Annotated in this window: 19 protein-coding genes and 1 tRNA gene; 15 read left to right on the top strand and 5 right to left on the bottom strand. The window is 65.2% G+C overall.

Going from position 1 to position 18,044, the window contains the following annotated elements:
* Positions 1-87: 87 nt before the first annotated feature.
* Positions 88-1,521 carry a coniferyl aldehyde dehydrogenase gene (locus QW887_RS33045; protein ID WP_315718072.1) on the bottom strand — a complete coding sequence of 478 codons (1,434 nt, stop codon included), beginning with the start codon at positions 1,519-1,521 and terminating at the stop codon, positions 88-90.
* 486 nt (positions 1,522-2,007) lie between these two features.
* On the opposite strand from QW887_RS33045, the gene QW887_RS33040 reads away from it, so the two are divergent.
* Positions 2,008-2,084 (top strand) — tRNA-Met (locus QW887_RS33040).
* 284 nt (positions 2,085-2,368) lie between these two features.
* On the opposite strand, the gene QW887_RS33035 is transcribed toward QW887_RS33040, so the two are convergent.
* The 3 genes from QW887_RS33035 to QW887_RS33025 form a co-directional block, all read right to left on the bottom strand.
* A complete protein-coding gene (locus QW887_RS33035) occupies positions 2,369-3,454 on the bottom strand; it encodes a YeeE/YedE family protein (protein WP_315718316.1) in 1,086 nt (361 codons plus the stop codon).
* Between the two features lie 121 nt (positions 3,455-3,575).
* Positions 3,576-3,926, bottom strand: a complete 351-nt coding sequence (locus tag QW887_RS33030) for a metalloregulator ArsR/SmtB family transcription factor (RefSeq protein WP_315718315.1) — start codon at positions 3,924-3,926, stop codon at positions 3,576-3,578.
* A gap of 24 nt (positions 3,927-3,950) precedes the next feature.
* Positions 3,951-4,340: a thioredoxin gene (locus QW887_RS33025; RefSeq protein ID WP_315718332.1), complete on the bottom strand. Its 390-nt coding sequence runs from the start codon at positions 4,338-4,340 to the stop codon at positions 3,951-3,953.
* A gap of 121 nt (positions 4,341-4,461) precedes the next feature.
* Here QW887_RS33025 and QW887_RS33020 point away from each other — a divergent pair, with 121 nt between their 5' ends.
* The gene (locus QW887_RS33020) at positions 4,462-5,196 is read left to right on the top strand and encodes a cytochrome c biogenesis CcdA family protein (protein WP_315718314.1); all 735 of its coding nucleotides are present in this window, start codon (positions 4,462-4,464) and stop codon (positions 5,194-5,196) included.
* Here the strand turns inward: QW887_RS33020 and QW887_RS33015 are convergent, their stop codons facing one another.
* Positions 5,197-5,913: a hypothetical protein gene (locus QW887_RS33015; RefSeq protein ID WP_315718313.1), complete on the bottom strand. Its 717-nt coding sequence runs from the start codon at positions 5,911-5,913 to the stop codon at positions 5,197-5,199.
* A 94-nt stretch (positions 5,914-6,007) separates the two neighbouring features.
* Between QW887_RS33015 and QW887_RS33010 the strand changes: the two genes are divergently transcribed.
* The 13 genes from QW887_RS33010 (at position 6,008) to QW887_RS32950 (ending at position 17,651) form a co-directional block, all read left to right on the top strand.
* A complete protein-coding gene (locus QW887_RS33010; RefSeq protein WP_316176140.1) occupies positions 6,008-6,598 on the top strand; it encodes a thioredoxin family protein in 591 nt (196 codons plus the stop codon).
* A 129-nt stretch (positions 6,599-6,727) separates the two neighbouring features.
* Positions 6,728-7,171, top strand: coding sequence for a sulfur oxidation c-type cytochrome SoxX (gene soxX / locus QW887_RS33005; protein ID WP_315755995.1), 444 nt, complete (start codon positions 6,728-6,730; stop codon positions 7,169-7,171).
* 20 nt (positions 7,172-7,191) lie between these two features.
* Positions 7,192-7,644, top strand: a complete 453-nt coding sequence (gene soxY / locus QW887_RS33000) for a thiosulfate oxidation carrier protein SoxY (RefSeq protein ID WP_315718310.1) — start codon at positions 7,192-7,194, stop codon at positions 7,642-7,644.
* A gap of 18 nt (positions 7,645-7,662) precedes the next feature.
* Positions 7,663-7,989, top strand: a complete 327-nt coding sequence (soxZ, locus tag QW887_RS32995) for a thiosulfate oxidation carrier complex protein SoxZ (protein ID WP_315718309.1) — start codon at positions 7,663-7,665, stop codon at positions 7,987-7,989.
* 33 nt (positions 7,990-8,022) lie between these two features.
* Entirely contained in the window at positions 8,023-8,847 is an 825-nt protein-coding gene (gene soxA / locus QW887_RS32990; protein WP_315772267.1) for a sulfur oxidation c-type cytochrome SoxA, read from the top strand.
* Positions 8,848-8,871: 24 nt separating this feature from the next.
* Positions 8,872-10,566 (top strand): thiosulfohydrolase SoxB, encoded by a 1,695-nt coding sequence (soxB, locus tag QW887_RS32985; RefSeq protein WP_316176139.1) that lies wholly within the window; start codon positions 8,872-8,874, stop codon positions 10,564-10,566.
* 5 nt (positions 10,567-10,571) lie between these two features.
* The gene (gene soxC / locus QW887_RS32980) at positions 10,572-11,855 is read left to right on the top strand and encodes a sulfite dehydrogenase (RefSeq protein ID WP_316196033.1); all 1,284 of its coding nucleotides are present in this window, start codon (positions 10,572-10,574) and stop codon (positions 11,853-11,855) included.
* Positions 11,794-12,552 (top strand): cytochrome c, encoded by a 759-nt coding sequence (locus QW887_RS32975; protein WP_315754837.1) that lies wholly within the window; start codon positions 11,794-11,796, stop codon positions 12,550-12,552. Before soxC ends, QW887_RS32975 begins: the two co-directional genes overlap by 62 nt.
* A 26-nt stretch (positions 12,553-12,578) precedes the next feature.
* A complete protein-coding gene (locus tag QW887_RS32970) occupies positions 12,579-13,013 on the top strand; it encodes a hypothetical protein (protein ID WP_315718331.1) in 435 nt (144 codons plus the stop codon).
* A gap of 10 nt (positions 13,014-13,023) precedes the next feature.
* Positions 13,024-13,926, top strand: a complete 903-nt coding sequence (locus QW887_RS32965) for an alpha/beta hydrolase (RefSeq protein ID WP_315718304.1) — start codon at positions 13,024-13,026, stop codon at positions 13,924-13,926.
* 8 nt (positions 13,927-13,934) lie between these two features.
* Positions 13,935-14,375, top strand: a complete 441-nt coding sequence (locus tag QW887_RS32960) for a DsrE family protein (RefSeq protein ID WP_410052642.1) — start codon at positions 13,935-13,937, stop codon at positions 14,373-14,375.
* A 68-nt stretch (positions 14,376-14,443) separates the two neighbouring features.
* On the top strand, positions 14,444-15,544 hold the full coding sequence (locus QW887_RS32955) for a YeeE/YedE family protein (protein WP_316196031.1): 1,101 nt from the start codon (positions 14,444-14,446) through the stop codon (positions 15,542-15,544).
* A 418-nt stretch (positions 15,545-15,962) separates the two neighbouring features.
* A complete protein-coding gene (locus QW887_RS32950) occupies positions 15,963-17,651 on the top strand; it encodes a methyl-accepting chemotaxis protein (RefSeq protein WP_316196029.1) in 1,689 nt (562 codons plus the stop codon).
* The last annotated feature ends 393 nt before the right edge of the window (positions 17,652-18,044 follow it).

Below are 18,044 nucleotides of genomic sequence, written 5' to 3'. Positions count from 1 at the left end.
GAACTCGGAATCGAGAGTTTGGTCTGCACCCGATCGTCTCGGGATTCCAGGGGGGGGGCGCGCCCTGCGCCCCCGAACGACGATTGGCTAGGACAGGAATCGCAGCAGCTTTTCGATCCGGGCGATGCTGGCGCCGTAGGGGGGGTAGAGATCCTTCATGCGGTTGAAGGGAGAGCGGTAGAACACCGGCTTCAACTTGCTGAAGCTGTTGAAGCCCCATTCGCCGTGATAATGGCCGATGCCGGAGGCGCCGACGCCGCCCATCGGCTGGTTCATCTGCGCAAAATGCAGAAGGCAGTCGTTGATGGTGACGCCGCCGGAGACGGTGCGCGCCAGCACCGTATCGCGGGCCGCAGCGTCAGTGCCGAACCAGTACAGCGCGAGCGGCCGGTCGTGGGCGTTGATGTGGCGGATGACGTCGTCGGATTGCCGATAGGTGATGATCGGCAGCAGCGGACCGAAGATCTCCTCCTGCATGACCGCCATGTCCGCGCTCGCGCCGACCACGATCGTCGGTGGAAATTTCCGCAGCTTCTTCCAGGCCGGATCTTCCGGGCTGGTCGTGCTCAGCGTCCTCGCGCCGCGCGCGATCGCATCGCGCAGCAATCCTTCCAGCCTGGCATAGTGCCGCTCGGAGATGATCGACGTGTAGTCGCCATTGGCCGGGTTGGTGCCGAACATCTGCAGCATGTGCCGGTGCAGCTTGCTCGCGAATGCGTCCCCATGCTGTTCGGGCACGAACACGTAGTCCGGCGCGATGCAGGTCTGGCCGGCGTTGAGCAGCTTGGCATAGGCGATGCGCTCCGCGGCTTCGTCAATGTCGGCGGAGACGTCGACGATGGTCGGTGACTTGCCGCCGAGCTCGAGCGTCACCGGGGTCAGGTTGCGCCCGGCGGCCTCAGCGACGATGCGGCCGACGCGGGTCGAGCCGGTGAAGACCAGATGATCGAACGGCAGCGCGGCAAAGGTCTCCGCGACGCCGTCCTCGATGCCGGTGACGATGAGCTCAGTCGGGTCGAAATTCGCCGCGATGAGCTCCTTGAGCAGCGCGGAGAAGTGCGGCGTCAGCTCGCTCGGCTTGATCATGACCCGGTTGCCGGCGGCGAGCGCGCCGATTGCTGGCGCCAGCGTCAGCTGCAACGGGTAATTCCACGGCGCGATGATGCCGACCACGCCGAGCGGCTGCGGGATCAGGCGGTTGCGCGCCGGCCAGAACTGCAGCGCGGTGGCGATGCGCCGCGGCGCCATCCAGCGCGGCAGCACCTTGAGCGTGTGCCTGATCTCGGCCTGCAGGAACAGCGTTTCGGCAATCGTCGTCTCGACGGCGCAGCGGTGGCCGAAATCGGCCGAGATCGCCTGCTCCAGGCGCTTCTCGTTGTCCGACAGCATCGCTCGCAGCCGCTTCAGGCCGTCCAGCCGTGCCGCGAGAGCGGGCGGGGGCGCATTGCGGGAGGCCTCGACCTGGGCGTGGAACGCGTCGTCGAGCGCCGAGAGGGCTGGGCTCTTCAGGGACTGGTCCATGGACGTCTCCTCGCGTGTACCGCGGCCGCGTGCAGGGCCGTCATTCTGGTTGGCTTAAAGCTGCCGCGTTGCGGGACCCTTGGCAAGCGCGGCGTCGGTTTTGCGCCGCCTGGGCGCGAGCGTGGAGCCAATCCATTTGGGGTGTGTGTCGTCGGTCCCTGCCGCTGCCCCTCGAAGAACTTGTCCTTGTCCCCAGCCCGGGCCGCGCCGTGGTCCCGGCCGGCAAATAGGTCGCTCTCATATGTATTTGTAATGTTGAGGTAATTTCTGCTGTGAGTCGTGCGACAGGCGGTGTCACAATCCGGCAAAAAAACTTCCCGAAAGGCCTTTCCAAACCGGCCTCGCATTGGTACATACCGCCCGCACCCGACGGCCGGCTAGGCCAACGGGCTCAAGCCTTCTCAGGAAGCCTTTGGGATGGATCGGCAGCGCCTCGGTGTCTGCCAGGACCGCCCGGCGCTTCTCTGAAGGTGACGCACAAGTTAACGCGGGGTGGAGCAGCCCGGTAGCTCGTCAGGCTCATAACCTGAAGGTCATAGGTTCAAATCCTATCCCCGCAACCATTGAGACCGACACTCCCGTAGCCGACGAGGCTGCGGGAGTTTTGGTTTGTGAGCTGCTGTGCAGCTGAGGACAGTGCCGTCTCCCCCTGAAGCGTGGCATCGGAAGATCCGGGAATTATCACCAGGACGGCGCTCAGGCGACCATGCGAGCCGGCAGACAATCTGCGAAGCGCGTGAACTGAAGTATTGAGGCATCGGCGAAATTCACAATCCGTCTGCCTGCGGTACAACCCCATTGCCCTGGCGTGGGAGCGAGCTTGCACATTGCGCGAGCGCAGCCGCCGTCACGATGTCAGACGCAGCAGGTTGCGCACGGCAGGGCGCCATTCGCCGGTCATGGTGTATTCGAGGCCGAGACGTGCGCCGCAGGTGATCGCCAGCATCGTCAGCGGCGCCGAGATCGCCAGCGTCGAGAAAGCCGACAGGCCCTGTCCGATCGTGCAGCCCATCGACATGATGCCGCCGGTGCCCATCAGCAGCGCGCCGGTCATGTGACGCTTCAGCTCACGCGCGTCATCGCAGGCCTCCCAGCGGAAGACGCGCGAAAACATTGCCGCGACGAACGAGCCCAGGATCACGCCGGCGACGGAGCCGATCGCAAAGTCGGCCCGGCTGCCCGAAAGCGTGGCGATGTAGAGCACGGTATTGCCGAGCGGGGCAACGAAGGTCAGGGATGCCACGCGCGCCGGATCGAAATCGTCATTGCCGAGCCAGCTGGTGGCGAACCAGCCGAACGCCACCGCGCAGCCTACGGCGAGGCCGGAGAGCAGCAGGCGCGGCGATCTCACGAGGCGCCCGTCGGCCAATGCCCAGGCCGCGAGCGCGACCGCTGCGACGGAAACGGTTGCCGGCCGCGCATATGAGCCAAGTGCGGGCGACAGCAGCATATCCATGCCCTGGGTCATCGTTTCGGGCAGGCGTATGGAGAGCGGCTCGATCAGCGAGATGCGCAGGAATCCCGTGAGCCCGCGCATCGCGGCCAGGGCTGACACGCCCAGCACCAGAAACACGACGATGGCGCGCAAATCACCGCCGCCGATACGGACCAGTGTCCCGAAGCCGCAGGTGCCGACCAGGGCCATCCCGATTCCGAACGACAAGCCGCCGAGGATGGCGCCGCCGAGCGGAATGGACGACGTCAAGTAGATCGAGCGCGACAGGTCGATCAGGCCGAAGCTGGCGAGCAGCTGGGTTGCGACCAGCGCGACCGCGGCCGCCAGAGCGAAGGATTTGAGTCGCCGGGTATCGGCGCCGAAGAACGCGTCCTCCAGCATCGCGAGCGTACAGAAGCGGCCGGCGCGACCGGCGACGCCGAGAACGGCGCCCGCGAGGAGCCCACACATGAACGTCAGTGCTGATGGGCTGAGCATTCCTCTCCGACATCCTCGTTGGTTTCCTGGCATTGTGCGCCAGGAGCGGCGGGGACGCCAGACCTCTTGCGCCGCTACGGGGCGCGCCGATGCGAAGCCCGAGACCGCGAGGGCCAACCGGTCAGCGGCGGCGCTTGCGGACCGGCTCGCAATAGACGTCGTAGATCGCCGTCAGGATCTTGCGGACATCTTCGCTCGCAAGGCTGTAGTAGATCGTCTTGCCCTCGCGCCGCGTCGTGACCAGCCGGTCGAGCCTGAGACGGGCGAGCTGCTGCGAGACGGTCGACTGCCGCTCGCCCAGGAACTGCTCGAGCTCGGTGACGGATTTTTCGCCTTCGGCGAGGATGCAGAGCAGCAAAAGCCGGGACTCGTGGGACAGCGCCTTCAGCATCTCGCTGGCTTCCCGCGCCTTCTCGATCATCTGCTCGAGCTCGGCAGAGGTTTCGATGTCCTTCAACTTCGGCAGCGGCATGAATTCTGAATCCCTCGGTTGGCGTCAGGAGCGGGCCGGAGCCCCGCTTGTAGCATTCATTATGCGGCCGAGCAGCCCAAAGAAGAACGCATCGCCAGGATAACCGCGGATGCGTCCGATCTCGCGGCCCTGATCGACCACCACGAAGGTCGGGGTGAACGCTCCCGGATCGATACCGGAAAGGTCCGTCGGCAGCGGCTTGGCAAGGTCGACCCGTCGCAGCGGCAGCGCGCGCCCCTCGTCGGTCTTGTCATAGATCGGACCGATTTCCGCGTTGAAGCGGGCGCACCAGCCGCAGCCCGGACGTTCGAAAATCACGAGCTCGGAGGCGAACGCCGGCGACGAGAGGCAAATGCCGGTCACTACCGCTCCTGCGAGCGCTGCGAATCCGCGCGATGCACGTCTGCTGGTCATGCCGAGATCCTCTCTGGACTTGTCGGCCAATCTATCATTAAATTCGAATATGTACTAGTGCGCGATTTCCGAATCCTGCCCGGCAGGCCGGGCACGCGGCGCTGGCCGACCGGGAGGAAAGATGGATATCGACGTCACGCTGGGCGCCGCGCTGGCCGCGGGTCTGTTGTCGTTTCTGTCACCGTGCATTCTGCCGCTGGTCCCGCCGTTCCTGTGCTACATGGCCGGCGTGTCGGCGGCCGACGCGATCGGCGAAACCAGCACGGCCCAGCGGCGGCGGACGGTGCTGACGGCGCTGTGCTTCGTCGGCGGTTTTTCGCTGGTGTTCGTCGGTCTTGGCGCCACCGCCTCGGTGTTCGGACGGTTCATCGCCGGCCATCTCAGCCAGCTCGGCATCCTCGCCGGCCTCGTCATCATCACGATGGGGCTGCATTTCCTCGGGGTGCTCCGGATTCCGCTGCTGTACCGGAGCGCGACGATCGACGTTGGAAGCAAGCCGGCCGGCCTGCTCGGTGCGTTCGTGATGGGACTTGCCTTCGCCTTCGGCTGGACACCGTGTGCGGGGCCGGTCCTTGCCGCCGTCCTGATGATGGCCGGCGCGGAGGCGACGGTGGGGAAGGGTGCGCTGCTGCTCGCCGCCTATTCGGTCGGGACCGGCATCCCGTTCCTGATCGCCGCTGCCTTCACGGGACAGTTCATGACCATGCTCAAGGGCATCAAGCCACATCTCCCCCTGGTCGAGAAGACGATGGGCGGCTTTCTCGTCCTGACCGGCGCGGCCTTTCTCGCCGGCGTGATCCCGCGGATGTCGGAATGGATCTTCGAGCGCTTTCCGTCGCTCGCCACCATCGGCTGATCAGCCGAAGCGGAAGTCCAATAGATTGACGAAGGACTGCAGTTCGATCTCATAGCGATGCACCAGGCCGGCGTCGCTCTCGCGCGCCGCGCGGCCGATCTCGCCGGCACTCGTCGTGGCGCCGTCGATCAGGCGGCGGAACTCGGCCTGGCTCGCCACGTCGGGCGCGGCGAGGCCGTTGCAGCGTTGCAGCCGGTCGCGCAGCGCTGTGCCGGCCTGGACGACCTCGCCAGGCTCGGCCTTGCCCGCAGCGAACCGCGCAGCTGCGTTGCGCAACGCGTCCATGACGGGTGACAGGTCGAACACGCAATCGCTGAGCTCGACCACGCCGGCGTCCTGCCTCAGGGCGTGAAGCGACCGGCGCAACGCGGCAATGGCCGCCGCAGCGCGTGCCCCGTCACCTGCGGTCAGCGCTTCGTCCGCCTGCTTCAGGCGATCGTTTCCGGTGGCGATCAGTTCTGCAAAGGATTTGGCCGAATAGGGCGCATTGGAGCGCTCGGCGAGCCGGCTGAGCCTGCCCCAGGCGATTCGGGCGTCGTCGAGCTCGATCTGCGCCAGGCCCACATTGCCGGTGCGGCCATAGCTCGCGGCTGTGCGCAGGCTGGCCATCGCCGAGCGCATGAAGGCAGCAACGTCCGCGTTCTCTTCGGCGTGCCCACGGACGCCATGCGTGAGGCATGACAGCACGAGCGACAGCATGATGACGCGGCGCAGCATCGAATGTCCTTTTCACATTCTGTTATTCGAATATCATGTATCGAAATTCCGTGGACTTGGCAAAGTGGACTTGGCAAAGCGCGCGAGCAGGCTGATGACGACGAACCGGACGATGACGCGGCGCGATCTGGTTGCGCTGCTCTCTGCTGCTGCGGCCGTCGGCCCGGCGTCGGCGCCGGCGCAGGCCGACGCGGCGCTCGGCGACGACGGGCTCTATCACCAGTCCTGGTTTCTCAACAGCTTCCTGGACCTGCGCGAGGATCTCGAAAGCGCGGCGTCGGAAGGCAAGCGGCTTGCGATCATGTGGGAGCTGCGCGGCTGCCCGTATTGCCGCGAGACGCATCTGGTGAACTTTGCCGATCAAGAGATCACGGACTACATCCGCGCCAATTTCGAAGTGCTGCAGCTCAACCTGCTCGGCGCGCGCAAGGTGATCGACTTCGATGGCAACGAGCTTGCCGAGAAGGAGCTCGCCGAGCGCTACGCGATCCGCTTCACGCCGACGGTCCAGTTCTTTCCGCCATCGGCCGAGGGGGTCTCTGCGAAGGAGCCGCTCGCGCGCGAGGTGGCGCGCGCGCCGGGCTATCTCAAGCCGCCGCATTTCCTCGCAATGTTCCGCTTCGTGCGCGAGAGGGCCTATGAGCGCGGCACCTTCCGCGACTATCTCGCTTCGACCAAGGGTTGAGTGCAGTGCGGCATCGAAATACGCTTGACACCAATCACATTATCAAATCATAATTCTTGAATATGATGGATCGTAAGTCCGTCGTGTCATCGTAAGGCGAGGGGACGCCTCGTCGGTCAGGGTGGAAACATGCGCCGTTTGATTCCGGCCGCCTTGCTCTGCGTGTTGCTGTCGGCAGCCGCGCGGGGTGACGAGCCGATCAGGCTCGATGTCGTCGACTATGCCATTCCGAAATCGCTGACGGGCGCGCCCGGCAATGCCGATGCCGGCAAGAAGGTGTTCTTGACGCGGACGCTGGGCAATTGTCTCGCCTGCCATCAGGTGTCGTCGCTGAAGTCGGAAGAGTTTCACGGCGAGTTCGGTCCGTCGCTTGACGGCGTCGCGACCCGCTACAACACGGCGCAATTGCGCCTGATCGTCGCCGATCCCAAGCGCATCTTCACCGATACGGTGATGCCCGCCTTCTACAAGAACGACGGACTCAATCGCGTCAGGCCGGAGTTCGTCGGCAAACCCGTCCTCACCGCCGCGCAGGTCGAGGACGTCGTCGCCTTTCTCGAAACACTGAAGTAACCGCCTCTGGAGGATGATGCATGGGCGCAATCAACAGACGACAGGCGTTCCTTCTCGGCGGCGGTTTCGTCGCCCTGACGGTGCTGCCGATGGCCGCCAACGCCGAGCCGAGCAACGACGCGGCCGAGATGATCAAGAAGTTCACCGGCGGCAAGGAAGCGGCCAAGGGCAAGATCACGCTCGATCTGCCTGAGATCGCCGAGAACGGCAACACCGTGCCGCTCGCGCTCTCGGTCGAAAGCCCGATGACCGCCGAGAACTACGTCAAGGAAGTGCTGTTCGTGGCCGACGGCAATCCGAATGCCGGCGTCGCCACGCTGATGTTCACGCCGATGTCCGGCAAGGCCGAGGCATCGATCCGCATCCGTCTGGCGCAGACCCAGAACGTGATCGCGGTCGCGAAGATGAGTGACGGCTCGCTCTTCACGGAGCGCAAGACCGTCAAGGTCACCATCGGCGGCTGCGGCGGCTGAGACAGGGGAGAGACGAACATGGCAGACAAGCCGCGGATCAAGCTTCCGAAGGAAGCCAAGAAGGGCGAGATCATCCAGATCAAGACGCTGGTCTCGCATCTGATGGAATCGGGTCAGCGCAAGGATGCGCAGGGCAAGCCGATCCCACGCAAGATCATCAACAAGTTCACCTGCGAGTTCAACGGCAAGCCGGTGTTCTCCTGCGCGCTGGAGCCGGCGATCTCCGCCAACCCGTACATCCAGTTCGACGCAAGGATCGACGAGGAAGGTACGTTCAAGTTCGCATGGACGGATGATGATGGCTCCGTGGTGACGGCCGAAGAGAAGATCGCGTTGAAGGCCTGATCGGCAGCGTGTGATCGCTAGGAGGAGTGACGGATGTCCATTCGCTACGGTTCTCTCGCCGTCCTGGCTTCGGCCGCGCTGGCCCTGTCCGCAGTCGCGACGTTCGGCCAGGAGGCCGAACGGAAGGGCATTCCGGCGCCTCCCGGTCACGTCTTCAAGACCATCATCTCGGGCTATCAGTTCCGCACCAAGGAAACACGCGCGCTCCAGGATGACGACCTGGAGAATCCCGGCTTCCTCGCGGTGGAGCGGGCCGCCGACGTCTGGAAGACGGTCGACGGCAGCGAAGGCAAGTCGTGCATGAGCTGCCACGGCGAGGCGGAAAAGACCATGAAGGGCGTCGGCGCCGCCATGCCCAAATGGAGCGATAAGCTCAACAAGCCGGTCAATCTCGAGCAGCAGATCAACATCTGTCGCACCGAGCACATGAAGGCGCAGCCCTGGGCCTTCAAGTCGAAGGAACTGACGGACATGACGGCGTTCGTCCGCTACCAGTCGCGCGGCATGCCGGTGGCGGTGAAGACCGACGGTCCGATGTCGCCATGGTTCGAGAAGGGCAAGGAGATCTACTATACGCGGGTCGGGCAGCTCGATCTCGCCTGCGCGTCCTGCCACGAGAAGAACAACGGCAAGTTCATGCGCGCCGATTTTCTGAGCCAAGGCCAGACCAACGGCTTTCCGACCTACCGGCTGCGCGATCAGCGCCTGATCCCGCTGCACGAACGCTTCGAGGGCTGCATGTTCGACGTTCGCGGCGTGCCCTACAAGCCGCTGTCGGACGAGTTCCTCGCGCTCGAAGTCTACGTCGCCTGGCGCGGCATCGGGCTGCCCGTCGAGACACCGTCGGTCCGCAACTAGCCGCGGACACAAGGAAGATACATCATGATATCGCGTCGCGAATTCGTTCAGGTCGCATTGGCGGCGGCTGCCCTGGCGGGTGGCTCCGGTCTTGCGGGTGCGACCCGCGCCTTTGCTCAGCAGAAGCTGACCGAGAAGGAGCTGCTGGCGTTCGATCCGGTCGGCAACGTCACCTTGGTGCATGTCACCGACATCCACGGCCAGCTGATGCCGCTGTATTTCCGCGAGCCGTCGACCAATCTCGGCGTCGGTGACGCCAAGGGCCAGCCGCCGCATGTCACCGGCAAGGATTTCCTCACCCGCTTCGGCATCGCGCCGGGCTCGTCGTCGGCCTACGCGCTGACCTCGGAGGATTTCGAGGCGCTCGCCAAGACCTACGGGCGGATCGGCGGGCTCGACCGCGCCGCCACCGTCATCAAGGCCATCCGCGCCGAGCGCGGCGACAAGGTCGTGCTGCTCGATGGCGGTGACACCTGGCAGGGCTCATGGTCGTCGCTGAAGACCCGCGGCCAGGACATGATCGACTGCATGGCGCTGCTGAAGCCGGATGCGATGACGGGGCATTGGGAGTTCACCTACGGCACCGAGCGCGTCAAGCAGGCGGTCGACGGCCTCGGCTTCCCCTTCCTCGGCCTCAACATCCGCGACACCGAATGGAACGAGCCGGCGTTCGAAGCCTCGACGATGATCGAGCGCGGCGGCGTCAAGATCGCAGTGCTCGGCCAGGCCTTCCCGTATACGCCGGTCGCCAATCCCCGCTGGATGATTCCGAACTGGTCGTTCGGCGTGCGCGAGGAGGATGTTCAGACCCAGGTCGACAAGGCGCGCAAGGACGGCGCCGGCCTCGTGGTGCTGCTGTCACACAATGGCTTCGACGTCGACCGCAAGCTGGCCAGCCGCGTCAAGGGTCTCGACGTCATTCTCACGGGTCACACCCATGATGCGCTGCCTGAGGCAGTGAAGGTCGGCAAGACGCTGCTGATCGCGTCGGGCTCCTCCGGCAAGTTTGTCTCGCGGCTCGATCTCGACGTCAAGGACGGCGAGGTGAAGGGCTATCGTTACAAGCTGATTCCGCTGTTCTCCGACGTGATCACGCCGGATCCGGCAATGGCGGCCAAGATCGCCGAGGTGCGCAAGCCGTTTGCCGCCGATCTCGCCCGCCCGCTGGGACGGACCGAGACGCTGCTGTATCGCCGCGGCAATTTCAACGGCACGTTCGATGACCTCATCTGCCAGGCGCTGCTGCAGGAGCGCGATGCGGAGATCGCGCTGTCGCCGGGCTTCCGCTGGGGCACCAGCGTGATGCCGGGCCAGGAAATCACCTTCGAGGACGTCACCAACGCCACCGCGATCACCTATCCGGCCGTCTATCGCATGGGCATGACCGGCATGCGGCTGAAGGAGATCATCGAGGACGTCGCCGACAACCTGTTCAACGTCGATCCTTACTACCAGCAGGGCGGCGACATGGTCCGCATCGGCGGCATGTCCTACGCCATCGACGTCAACAAGCCGCAGGGGCAGCGCATCTCCGACATGCGCCTGATCAAGACCGGGGCCGCGATCGATCCGACGCGCGAGTATCAGGTCGCGGGCTGGGCCAGCGTCAACGAAGGCACGCAGGGGCCGCCGATCTGGGAGGTCGTGTCGAGCTATCTGCAGCGCCAGAAAACCGTTCGTCTCGAGCCCAACCGGGCCGTCAAAGTCTCCGGAGTGTGACGACGATGTCCAAGGACAAACTACTTCCCTCAGCTACACGCGCGTCGCGCCGTGGTTTCCTGACTGCAGCCGGCGGTCTTGCCGCCACGGCGCTGGCCTCGCAGGCGCGTGCCGGCGCCGGCAATCCCGCCAACCAGCCGCCGAACGTGCCGGAATGGACGCGGACCCTCGGCGAGGGCGTCGCTGTGCGCCCCTACGGCAAGCCGTCGAAGTTCGAGAAGGACGTCGTCCGCCGCGACGTCGAATGGCTGACGGCTTCGCGCGAATCCTCGGTCAGCTTCACGCCGCTGCATGAGCTCGAAGGCATCATCACGCCGAACGGGCTGTGCTTCGAGCGCCATCACGGCGGCGTGGCCGACGTCGATCCGGCCGATCACCGGCTGATGATCCATGGCCTGGTCGAGCGGCCGCTGCTGCTGACGCTCGACGAGCTCAAGCGCTACCCGCGCGTCAACCGCATCCACTTCATGGAATGCGCGGCCAACTCCGGCATGGAGTGGCGCGGCGCCCAGCTCAATGGCTGCCAGTTCACGCATGGCATGATCCACTGCGTGCAATATACCGGCGTCTCGCTGCGCACCCTGCTCGAAGAGGCCGGCGTCAAGACCAACGGCAAATGGCTGCTGGTCGAGGGCGCCGACTCCGCGTCGATGGATCGCAGCCTGCCGATCGAGAAGGCGCTCGACGACTGCATCATCGCCTACAAGATGAACGGCGAGGCGCTGTATCCCGAGCAGGGCTATCCGATGCGCCTGGTCGTGCCGGGCTGGCAGGGCAATCTCTGGGTCAAGTGGCTGCGCCGTATCAAGGTCGGCGACCAGCCCTGGCACACCCGCGAGGAAACCTCGAAATACACCGATCTCTTGCCGAACGGAAAGGCGCGGCGCTTCACCTGGGCGATGGATGCCAAGTCGGTGATCACGAGCCCGAGCCCGCAGGCTCCGATCAAGCATGGCAAGGGCTTCACGATCGTCTCGGGACTGGCGTGGTCGGGCAACGGCAAGGTCAAGCGCGTCGACGTGTCGCTCGATGGCGGCCGCAACTGGTGGCCGGCGCGGATCGACGGCCCGGTGCTCGACAAGGCGCTGACCCGGTTCTACTACGAGTTCGACTGGAACGGCGAGCCGCTGCTGCTGCAGTCGCGCGTCCAGGACGAGACCGGCTACGTCCAGCCGTCCAAGGCCGAGCTGCGCAAGGTCCGCGGCTACAACTCCATCTATCACAACAATGGCATCCAGACCTGGCATGTGCAGGCAAACGGTGAGGTCGAGAATGTCGAGGTCGCCTAAGCTCATCATTGCCGCCGCAGCGCTGGCAACGCTTGCGGGCTCGGTGGCGTTCGCCGGCGGTCCGAGCGAGAAGACCGAGGCCAAGTCCGATGCCAAGGCGCCGCAGCGCTTCAACATCGGCCGCGCGCCGAGCGCTGAGGAGATCCGCGGCTGGGACATCGACGTGCGTCCGGACGGGCAGGGGCTGCCAGTCGGCAAGGGCACTGTCGCCCAGGGCGAGAAGCTGTTCATGGACAATTGCGCCAGTTGCCATGGCGAATTCGGCGAGGGTGCCGGCCGCTGGCCGGTGCTCGCCGGCGGCAAGGGATCGCTGACATCAGACAATCCGGTCAAGACGGTCGGTTCCTACTGGCCCTACGCCTCGACGCTGTTCGACTACGTCCGCCACGCGATGCCATTCGGCAGCCCGCAGTCGCTGAAGGTCGACGAGTACTACGCGCTGGTTGCCTATGTGCTGTATCTGAACGACGTGATCACCGATCAGAACTTCGAGCTGAGCAACAGCAATCTCGCCACGATCAAGATGCCGAACGAGGGCGGGTTCATCATGGATGACCGGAGCACGAGCGAGAAGGCGTTCTGGCAGAAGGATCCTTGCATGAAGAACTGCATCGCGCCGGTCAAGATCACCGGACGCGCGACAGCGGTCGACGTCACGCCGGAAGACAAGGACGGTAAGCCGCGAGGCGTCGAGTGAGGATTGCCGGATGCAGCCGCCGCCAGATGCTGTTGGCGGCCGCATCCGTCGCCCTGGCCGGAAGCGGGGTTGCGTCCATCGCCACTGCAGCCGAGCCACATAGGCTCGCGCTGCAGATCAGCGACGAGGATCCGGCCAAGATGCGCGCGGTGCTCGACGTGGCCGCGAATGTCTCCCGCCACTATTCGGGCGAGGGCGCGGAGGTCGAGATCGTGATCGTCGCGTTCAATGGCGGCCTCGACATGCTGCTGGCCGACCGCTCGCCGGTGAAGGAGCGGGTGCTCGGCTTCGCCAAGTCGATGCCCAATGTGAGCTTCATCGCCTGCGGCAATACCTTGGAGACGCTCGCGAGCAAGGAGGGACGGCAGCCGCCTCTGCTCGACGGTGTCACGGTCGTCAAGACCGGGGTCGCGACCCTGCTGGAGCTGTCCGAGAAGAACTGGACGATCGTGCGTCCCTGAGGAATTTGCGATGCGGTGGTGGCTCGCTCTTGTCGTCTCGTTCATTGCGTCGATCGCCTTCGCGGCCGAGGAGCCGCGCGAGCTCACGATCGGCGGGCGTACGGCGCTCGGCACGCTCCGACTGCCGGCGCAGTCTGGACCGGATGTGCCGCTGGTGCTGATGACGCACGGCACGCTCGCGCACAAGGACATGGAGACCATCCAGGGCCTGTCCAAGGCGTTGGCCGAGCGGGGGATCGCCTCGCTCGCGCACAATCTCGTGCTCGGTCTCGATCGCCGCACTGGCATGTACGATTGTGCCAAACCCCATGACTATGTGACGGACGATGCTGTCGTGGAGATCGCCGCCTGGCTGAGTGAAGCGCGCAAGACGTCGTCGCACGTCTTCGTCCTCGGTCATTCGCGCGGCGCCAATCAGGTCGCGCGCTATCTGGCCGCCAATCCCAAAGCGGCGGTCGACGGTGCGATCCTGCTGGCGCCGGCGACGGCGAGCATCGAGGCCGGTTTGAGAGACGCCTATGCGGAGAGCTACGGCCAGCGATTGGCGCCGCTGCTCGACAAGGCCGAGGCTGCGATCGCCGCCGGGCGCGGCGGTGACTGGATGTCGGTGCCGGGCTTCATCTATTGCCGCGATGCCAAGGTGACGGCGCGCGCATTCGCAGCATTCTATCGCGCCGACCGGCGCCAGGATACGGCGGCGCTGGTCGCCGATGTGAGCCTGCCGGTTCTGGTGCTTGCGGCAGCGCAAGACAAGACGGTACCGGACGTGGCAGCGTCGTTCGCGCCGCTGGCGTCACGCGCCGGCAGCCGTGTCCGACTGGAGACGATTGACGACGCAGATCACTTCTTTCGCGATCTCGCGGCCGAGGATGCCGCTGATCGCATCGCAGGATTCATTGCAGCCGCGCGTTAGGAGCCACCATGGAACGTCGATCTTTGATGCAAGCCGGTCTTGCCGGCCTGTTTGGAATCTTCGGTGTGAGCAGCGCACGCGCGGCGACGGAATCTCCGCGCCAGCGCGTCGCCTATCATCTCGCCGATCAGGACCGCGCCCTGTTCGTTCTCGGCAACCTCCAGAACCACGTCGACGGCACCGGCGGACCTGGACGCGCAGACATTCGCCTGGTGATCCACGGTCCGGGCTTGCGGGCCTTTCATGCGATTTCGGCCGACCAGACCATCGCGGCTCTGGCCGAGCGCCTCATGAAGGCCGGCGTCGGCTTCGAGGCCTGTGCGAACACCATGAAGGCGCAAGGCGTGAAGCTCGACGATCTCTTGCCAGGCTTCGCGGTGGCGGAGAAGGGCGGCGTCGTGCGCCTCACCGAGCTGCAGCAGAGTGGATACGCCTACCTGCGCCCGTGACGGGCGCATGCGTCCTTGCCGATGCCGCCCGGTATGTTGAGCGGCAGGCCTGAACGACGGGAGCGCCTGTGCTCACCGCATTGATCGACCTTCTGGGTGAGGAGCTGGTCTCGCTGCTGTGCGGGCTCGCGGCCGGCGGCGCGTTCGGCTTCTTCGCCCAGCGCAGCCGCTTCTGTCTCCGGGCGGCCACGGTCGAGTTCGCGCGCGGGCAGGGCGGTCCGCGGCTGGCGGTGTGGCTCCTCACCTTCGCCTCGGCGCTGCTGGGCACCCAGGCGCTGGTGGCGATGGGCCTGCTCGACGTCTCCGAAGCGCGCCAGCTGGCGCAGCAGGGCAGCATTTCCGGCGCGATGATCGGCGGCACGCTGTTCGGCTCCGGCATGATCCTGGCGAGAGGCTGTGCCAGCCGTCTGCTGGTGCTCTCGGCCAACGGCAATCTGCGGGCGCTGCTGTCCGGCCTCGTCTTCGCGGTGACGGCGCAGTCCGCCTATCGCGGCCTGCTCGCGCCGGCACGCGAGTGGCTCACCAATCTTTGGCTCGTCGACGGCGGACCGTCGCGCGACATCATGAGCCTGTTCGGCGGGGGTACGCCCGAGAAGCTCGGCTTCGGAATGCTGTGGTTCCTCGCCGGGCTCGCCGCCGTGTCGAAGTTTCAGGTTGGCCCGAAGATTCTGCGCTCGGCGGTGGCCGCGGGCGCGGCGGTCGCCGGGGGCTGGCTCCTCACCTATCAGCTCGGCCAGGCGTCGTTCTCGCCGGTGCCGCTGAAGAGCCTGACATTCAGCGGTCCTTCGGCGGAGCTGCTGATGCAGGTGCTCGCCAGCCCGCAGCTGAAGCCGGGCTTCGATCTCGGCATCATTCCGGGTGTGTTCATCGGCTCGTTCGTTGCGGCCGCGCTGGCGCGTGAACTCAATCTCGAAGGCTTCTCGGATGGGCGCGGCATGCGCCGTTACATGATAGGCGCCGTCCTGATGGGATTCGGCGCGATGCTGGCGGGCGGCTGCGCCGTTGGCGCCGGTGTAACCGGGGCATCGGTGTTTGCGCTCACAGCGTGGATCGTGCTCGGCGGCATGTGGTTGGGTGCGGCCGTCACCGATTTTGTCGTCGACCGCTGGCTGTTCGCCACCAAGCCGGCGCAGAGCCCGGTTCAGTCGCCCTCCGTCATGCCTTCTTGAGGCATCCTGCGGAAGCGAGCCTGCTTCTGCTGAGCGGCGTTGGACATGCACCGTCAAGGCGCAGCATCCATGAATCTCCGGGACCTGTCTGTCACAGGCTCGTCGACGCCTGGCGTGTCGGCGCACTTCAAGCTTCTGACGAAGAATATTGTCTGATCAGTTCGGATCGAACCTGAAGACACGCGTCCTTGCGTCGTCACGACGGAGCGCGGATTGCGTAGTCCGCGGATCGGCCACGGGAGATGCGTGCCGAACACGGCATTCGGACCATCGCGCCCGAACATGACGTTGCTAGATTCCAGTCTGGAGATCCCGCCCGTTAACCAATTTGCGAAGGTCGGGTGTTACCGTCGCGAGGGGACGACGCAATCATGCGGCGGACCGATACGAATCGCCGGGACTACGAAAGGCACGCGTGATGTCGCAACTCTCCATTCGAGCAAAAATGGCGGCCGTCATTGCGCTGCTGCTGGTGGCGATGACCATCGTCGGATTGCTGGCCGTCCGCGGCATGCAGACAATCAACACGCATACCGAACAGATCGCCAAGAACTGGCTGCCGAGCGTGCGCGTGCTCGGCGAGTTGCGTTCGGCGATCAATCTCAATCGGGCGCAGCTGCGAGCCTACATGACGGCTGATACGACTGAGGAGAAGGACAATCTCGACCGCAATATGAAGGCAACGCTCGCCGTCATCGCGACGGCGCACCGCTCCTATGAGGCGATGATCTCGTCGGCCGAGGAGCGCAGCCTGTTCGCGAGCTGGTCGCGGGGTTGGGAGCAATATGTCAAGGCCGCCGATGGCGTGCTCGAGGTGCTGCGCGCAGGGAACGGCAACGCGACCAAGCAGGCGAGCGATCTGTTCAACAAGACGGTCCGGGGCGTCGCCAATCAGTCGGACGAATATCTTCGAAAGCTGATTGACCTCAACAATCGCGGCGCCGACGCCGAAACCAAGATCGCCGCGGACGGCTATGCCGAGGCATTTGCACTGATGTCGACGGTCATCGTCCTTGCCGTTCTCGCCGGCATCGGCGTCGGAAGCTGGTTCGTTCGCGACATTTCCCGGTGCATCGCTTCCATCATCAGGCCGATGCAGGCGCTCGGTGAGGGCAACCTGGCGACGGAGATTCCCTATCGCGGTCAGAAGACCGAAGTAGGCATGATGGCCGACGCCCTGGAGGTCTTCAAGACCGCCTTGATTGCGAAGAAGCAGGCCGACGATATCGCTTCGAGAGAGGCAGAGGTGAAACTGGAACGCGGCCGGCGGCTCGACGAGATCACTGGCCGCTTCGAGGCCGTGGTCGGCGAGATCGTCGACACCGTGTCCACGGCATCGAGCACTTTGGAAGGTCACGCCGGCGGCCTCAGCAACACGGCGAGCCGTGCACAGAACCTGGCCACATCCGTCACCGCAGCTTCCGAGGAAGCCTGCACCAATGTGCAGTCGGTGGCATCTGCGACCGAGGAACTCTCGGCGTCCGTCAACGAGATCAGCAGGCAAGTCCAGGATTCGGCCCGGATGGCCAATGAGGCGGTGGCACAGGCCCGCAAGACCAATGAACAGGTCAGCGAGCTCTCGAAGTCCGCTGCCCGCATCGGCGACGTCGTCGAGCTGATCAATACGATTGCCGGACAGACCAATCTGCTCGCGCTGAATGCAACGATCGAGGCCGCACGCGCCGGCGAGGCCGGCCGCGGATTTGCGGTGGTCGCATCCGAGGTCAAGGCGCTGGCCGAGCAGACGGCGAAGGCCACGGGCGAGATCGGCCAGCAGATCTCCGGCATCCAGTCCGCCACCCAGCAATCCGTCGGTGCCATCCGCGACATCAGCATCACCATCGAGAAATTGCAGGAGATTTCGTCGACGATCGCATCGGCCGTGGAGCAGCAGGGCGCTGCCACGCAGGAGATCTCGCGCAACGTCCAGCACGCGGCGGCGGGAACGCAGCAGGTCTCAGCCAACGTTGCGGATGTGCAGCGCGGCGCCGTCGATACCGGAACCGCCGCGTCCCAGGTGCTGTCCGCCGCGAAATCGCTGGCCGACGACAGTGCCAGACTAAGCATGGAAGTGAAGAAGTTCATCGCCGGCGTGAGAGCCGCCTAGGAACTCGCGGCGACTGAGACCCGCGCAGATCCGATCTCGCCGCCACTCGCCGGGCCCTCGCTTCTGCGTTGGCCCGTGAGCCTCATCTCGAGGACTTCTCCCGCGGCCGCGGCAAGCTGCGCGACCGAGTCGTGTGGTGACGGTGGATCTGCGAGAGGCCGGGCCGACATGAACAGCGCGTCGGGCTGCGGCGGATCATGCTCCGCTGCGGTTTGCTCGGGCCTGCGATCCCCGAGGTCGTCCGTGCAGCTGGGTCCTCGCCGTCACGCTGCCGCAGGACCTCGCCTTTCACGTATCGGCACCGGCTGATTTATAATTGCATAAATTCGAATATATGCATATGGTGGCGTGCGTCGGTCGCGCCGTTGGACCGCGTCAGCAGGGAGGATCCGT

Source organism: Bradyrhizobium sp. SZCCHNRI3052 (assembly GCF_032484895.1).
Lineage (GTDB): Bacteria > Pseudomonadota > Alphaproteobacteria > Rhizobiales > Xanthobacteraceae > Bradyrhizobium.
The sequence above is the reverse complement of the archived record's forward strand: the minus strand, read 5'-3'. Positions and strand labels throughout refer to the sequence as shown.

Excerpts from the sequence above, each read along its gene's own strand:
- QW887_RS33020 (WP_315718314.1), top strand. The coding sequence starts at position 4,462 with ATGGATATCGACGTCACGCTGGGCGCCGCGCTGGCCGCGGGTCTGTTG.
- QW887_RS33030 (WP_315718315.1), bottom strand. The coding sequence starts at position 3,926 with ATGCCGCTGCCGAAGTTGAAGGACATCGAAACCTCTGCCGAGCTCGAG.
- QW887_RS32950 (WP_316196029.1), top strand. The coding sequence starts at position 15,963 with ATGTCGCAACTCTCCATTCGAGCAAAAATGGCGGCCGTCATTGCGCTG.
- QW887_RS33035 (WP_315718316.1), bottom strand. The coding sequence starts at position 3,454 with ATGCTCAGCCCATCAGCACTGACGTTCATGTGTGGGCTCCTCGCGGGC.
- soxX (WP_315755995.1), top strand. The coding sequence starts at position 6,728 with ATGCGCCGTTTGATTCCGGCCGCCTTGCTCTGCGTGTTGCTGTCGGCA.
- QW887_RS33045 (WP_315718072.1), bottom strand. The coding sequence starts at position 1,521 with ATGGACCAGTCCCTGAAGAGCCCAGCCCTCTCGGCGCTCGACGACGCG.
- soxY (WP_315718310.1), top strand. The coding sequence starts at position 7,192 with ATGGGCGCAATCAACAGACGACAGGCGTTCCTTCTCGGCGGCGGTTTC.
- QW887_RS32970 (WP_315718331.1), top strand. The coding sequence starts at position 12,579 with ATGCTGTTGGCGGCCGCATCCGTCGCCCTGGCCGGAAGCGGGGTTGCG.
- soxC (WP_316196033.1), top strand. The coding sequence starts at position 10,572 with ATGTCCAAGGACAAACTACTTCCCTCAGCTACACGCGCGTCGCGCCGT.
- QW887_RS32975 (WP_315754837.1), top strand. The coding sequence starts at position 11,794 with ATGGCATCCAGACCTGGCATGTGCAGGCAAACGGTGAGGTCGAGAATG.
- soxA (WP_315772267.1), top strand. The coding sequence starts at position 8,023 with ATGTCCATTCGCTACGGTTCTCTCGCCGTCCTGGCTTCGGCCGCGCTG.
- QW887_RS33015 (WP_315718313.1), bottom strand. The coding sequence starts at position 5,913 with ATGCTGCGCCGCGTCATCATGCTGTCGCTCGTGCTGTCATGCCTCACG.
- soxZ (WP_315718309.1), top strand. The coding sequence starts at position 7,663 with ATGGCAGACAAGCCGCGGATCAAGCTTCCGAAGGAAGCCAAGAAGGGC.
- soxB (WP_316176139.1), top strand. The coding sequence starts at position 8,872 with ATGATATCGCGTCGCGAATTCGTTCAGGTCGCATTGGCGGCGGCTGCC.
- QW887_RS32960 (WP_410052642.1), top strand. The coding sequence starts at position 13,935 with ATGGAACGTCGATCTTTGATGCAAGCCGGTCTTGCCGGCCTGTTTGGA.
- QW887_RS32965 (WP_315718304.1), top strand. The coding sequence starts at position 13,024 with ATGCGGTGGTGGCTCGCTCTTGTCGTCTCGTTCATTGCGTCGATCGCC.
- QW887_RS33025 (WP_315718332.1), bottom strand. The coding sequence starts at position 4,340 with ATGACCAGCAGACGTGCATCGCGCGGATTCGCAGCGCTCGCAGGAGCG.
- QW887_RS33010 (WP_316176140.1), top strand. The coding sequence starts at position 6,008 with ATGACGACGAACCGGACGATGACGCGGCGCGATCTGGTTGCGCTGCTC.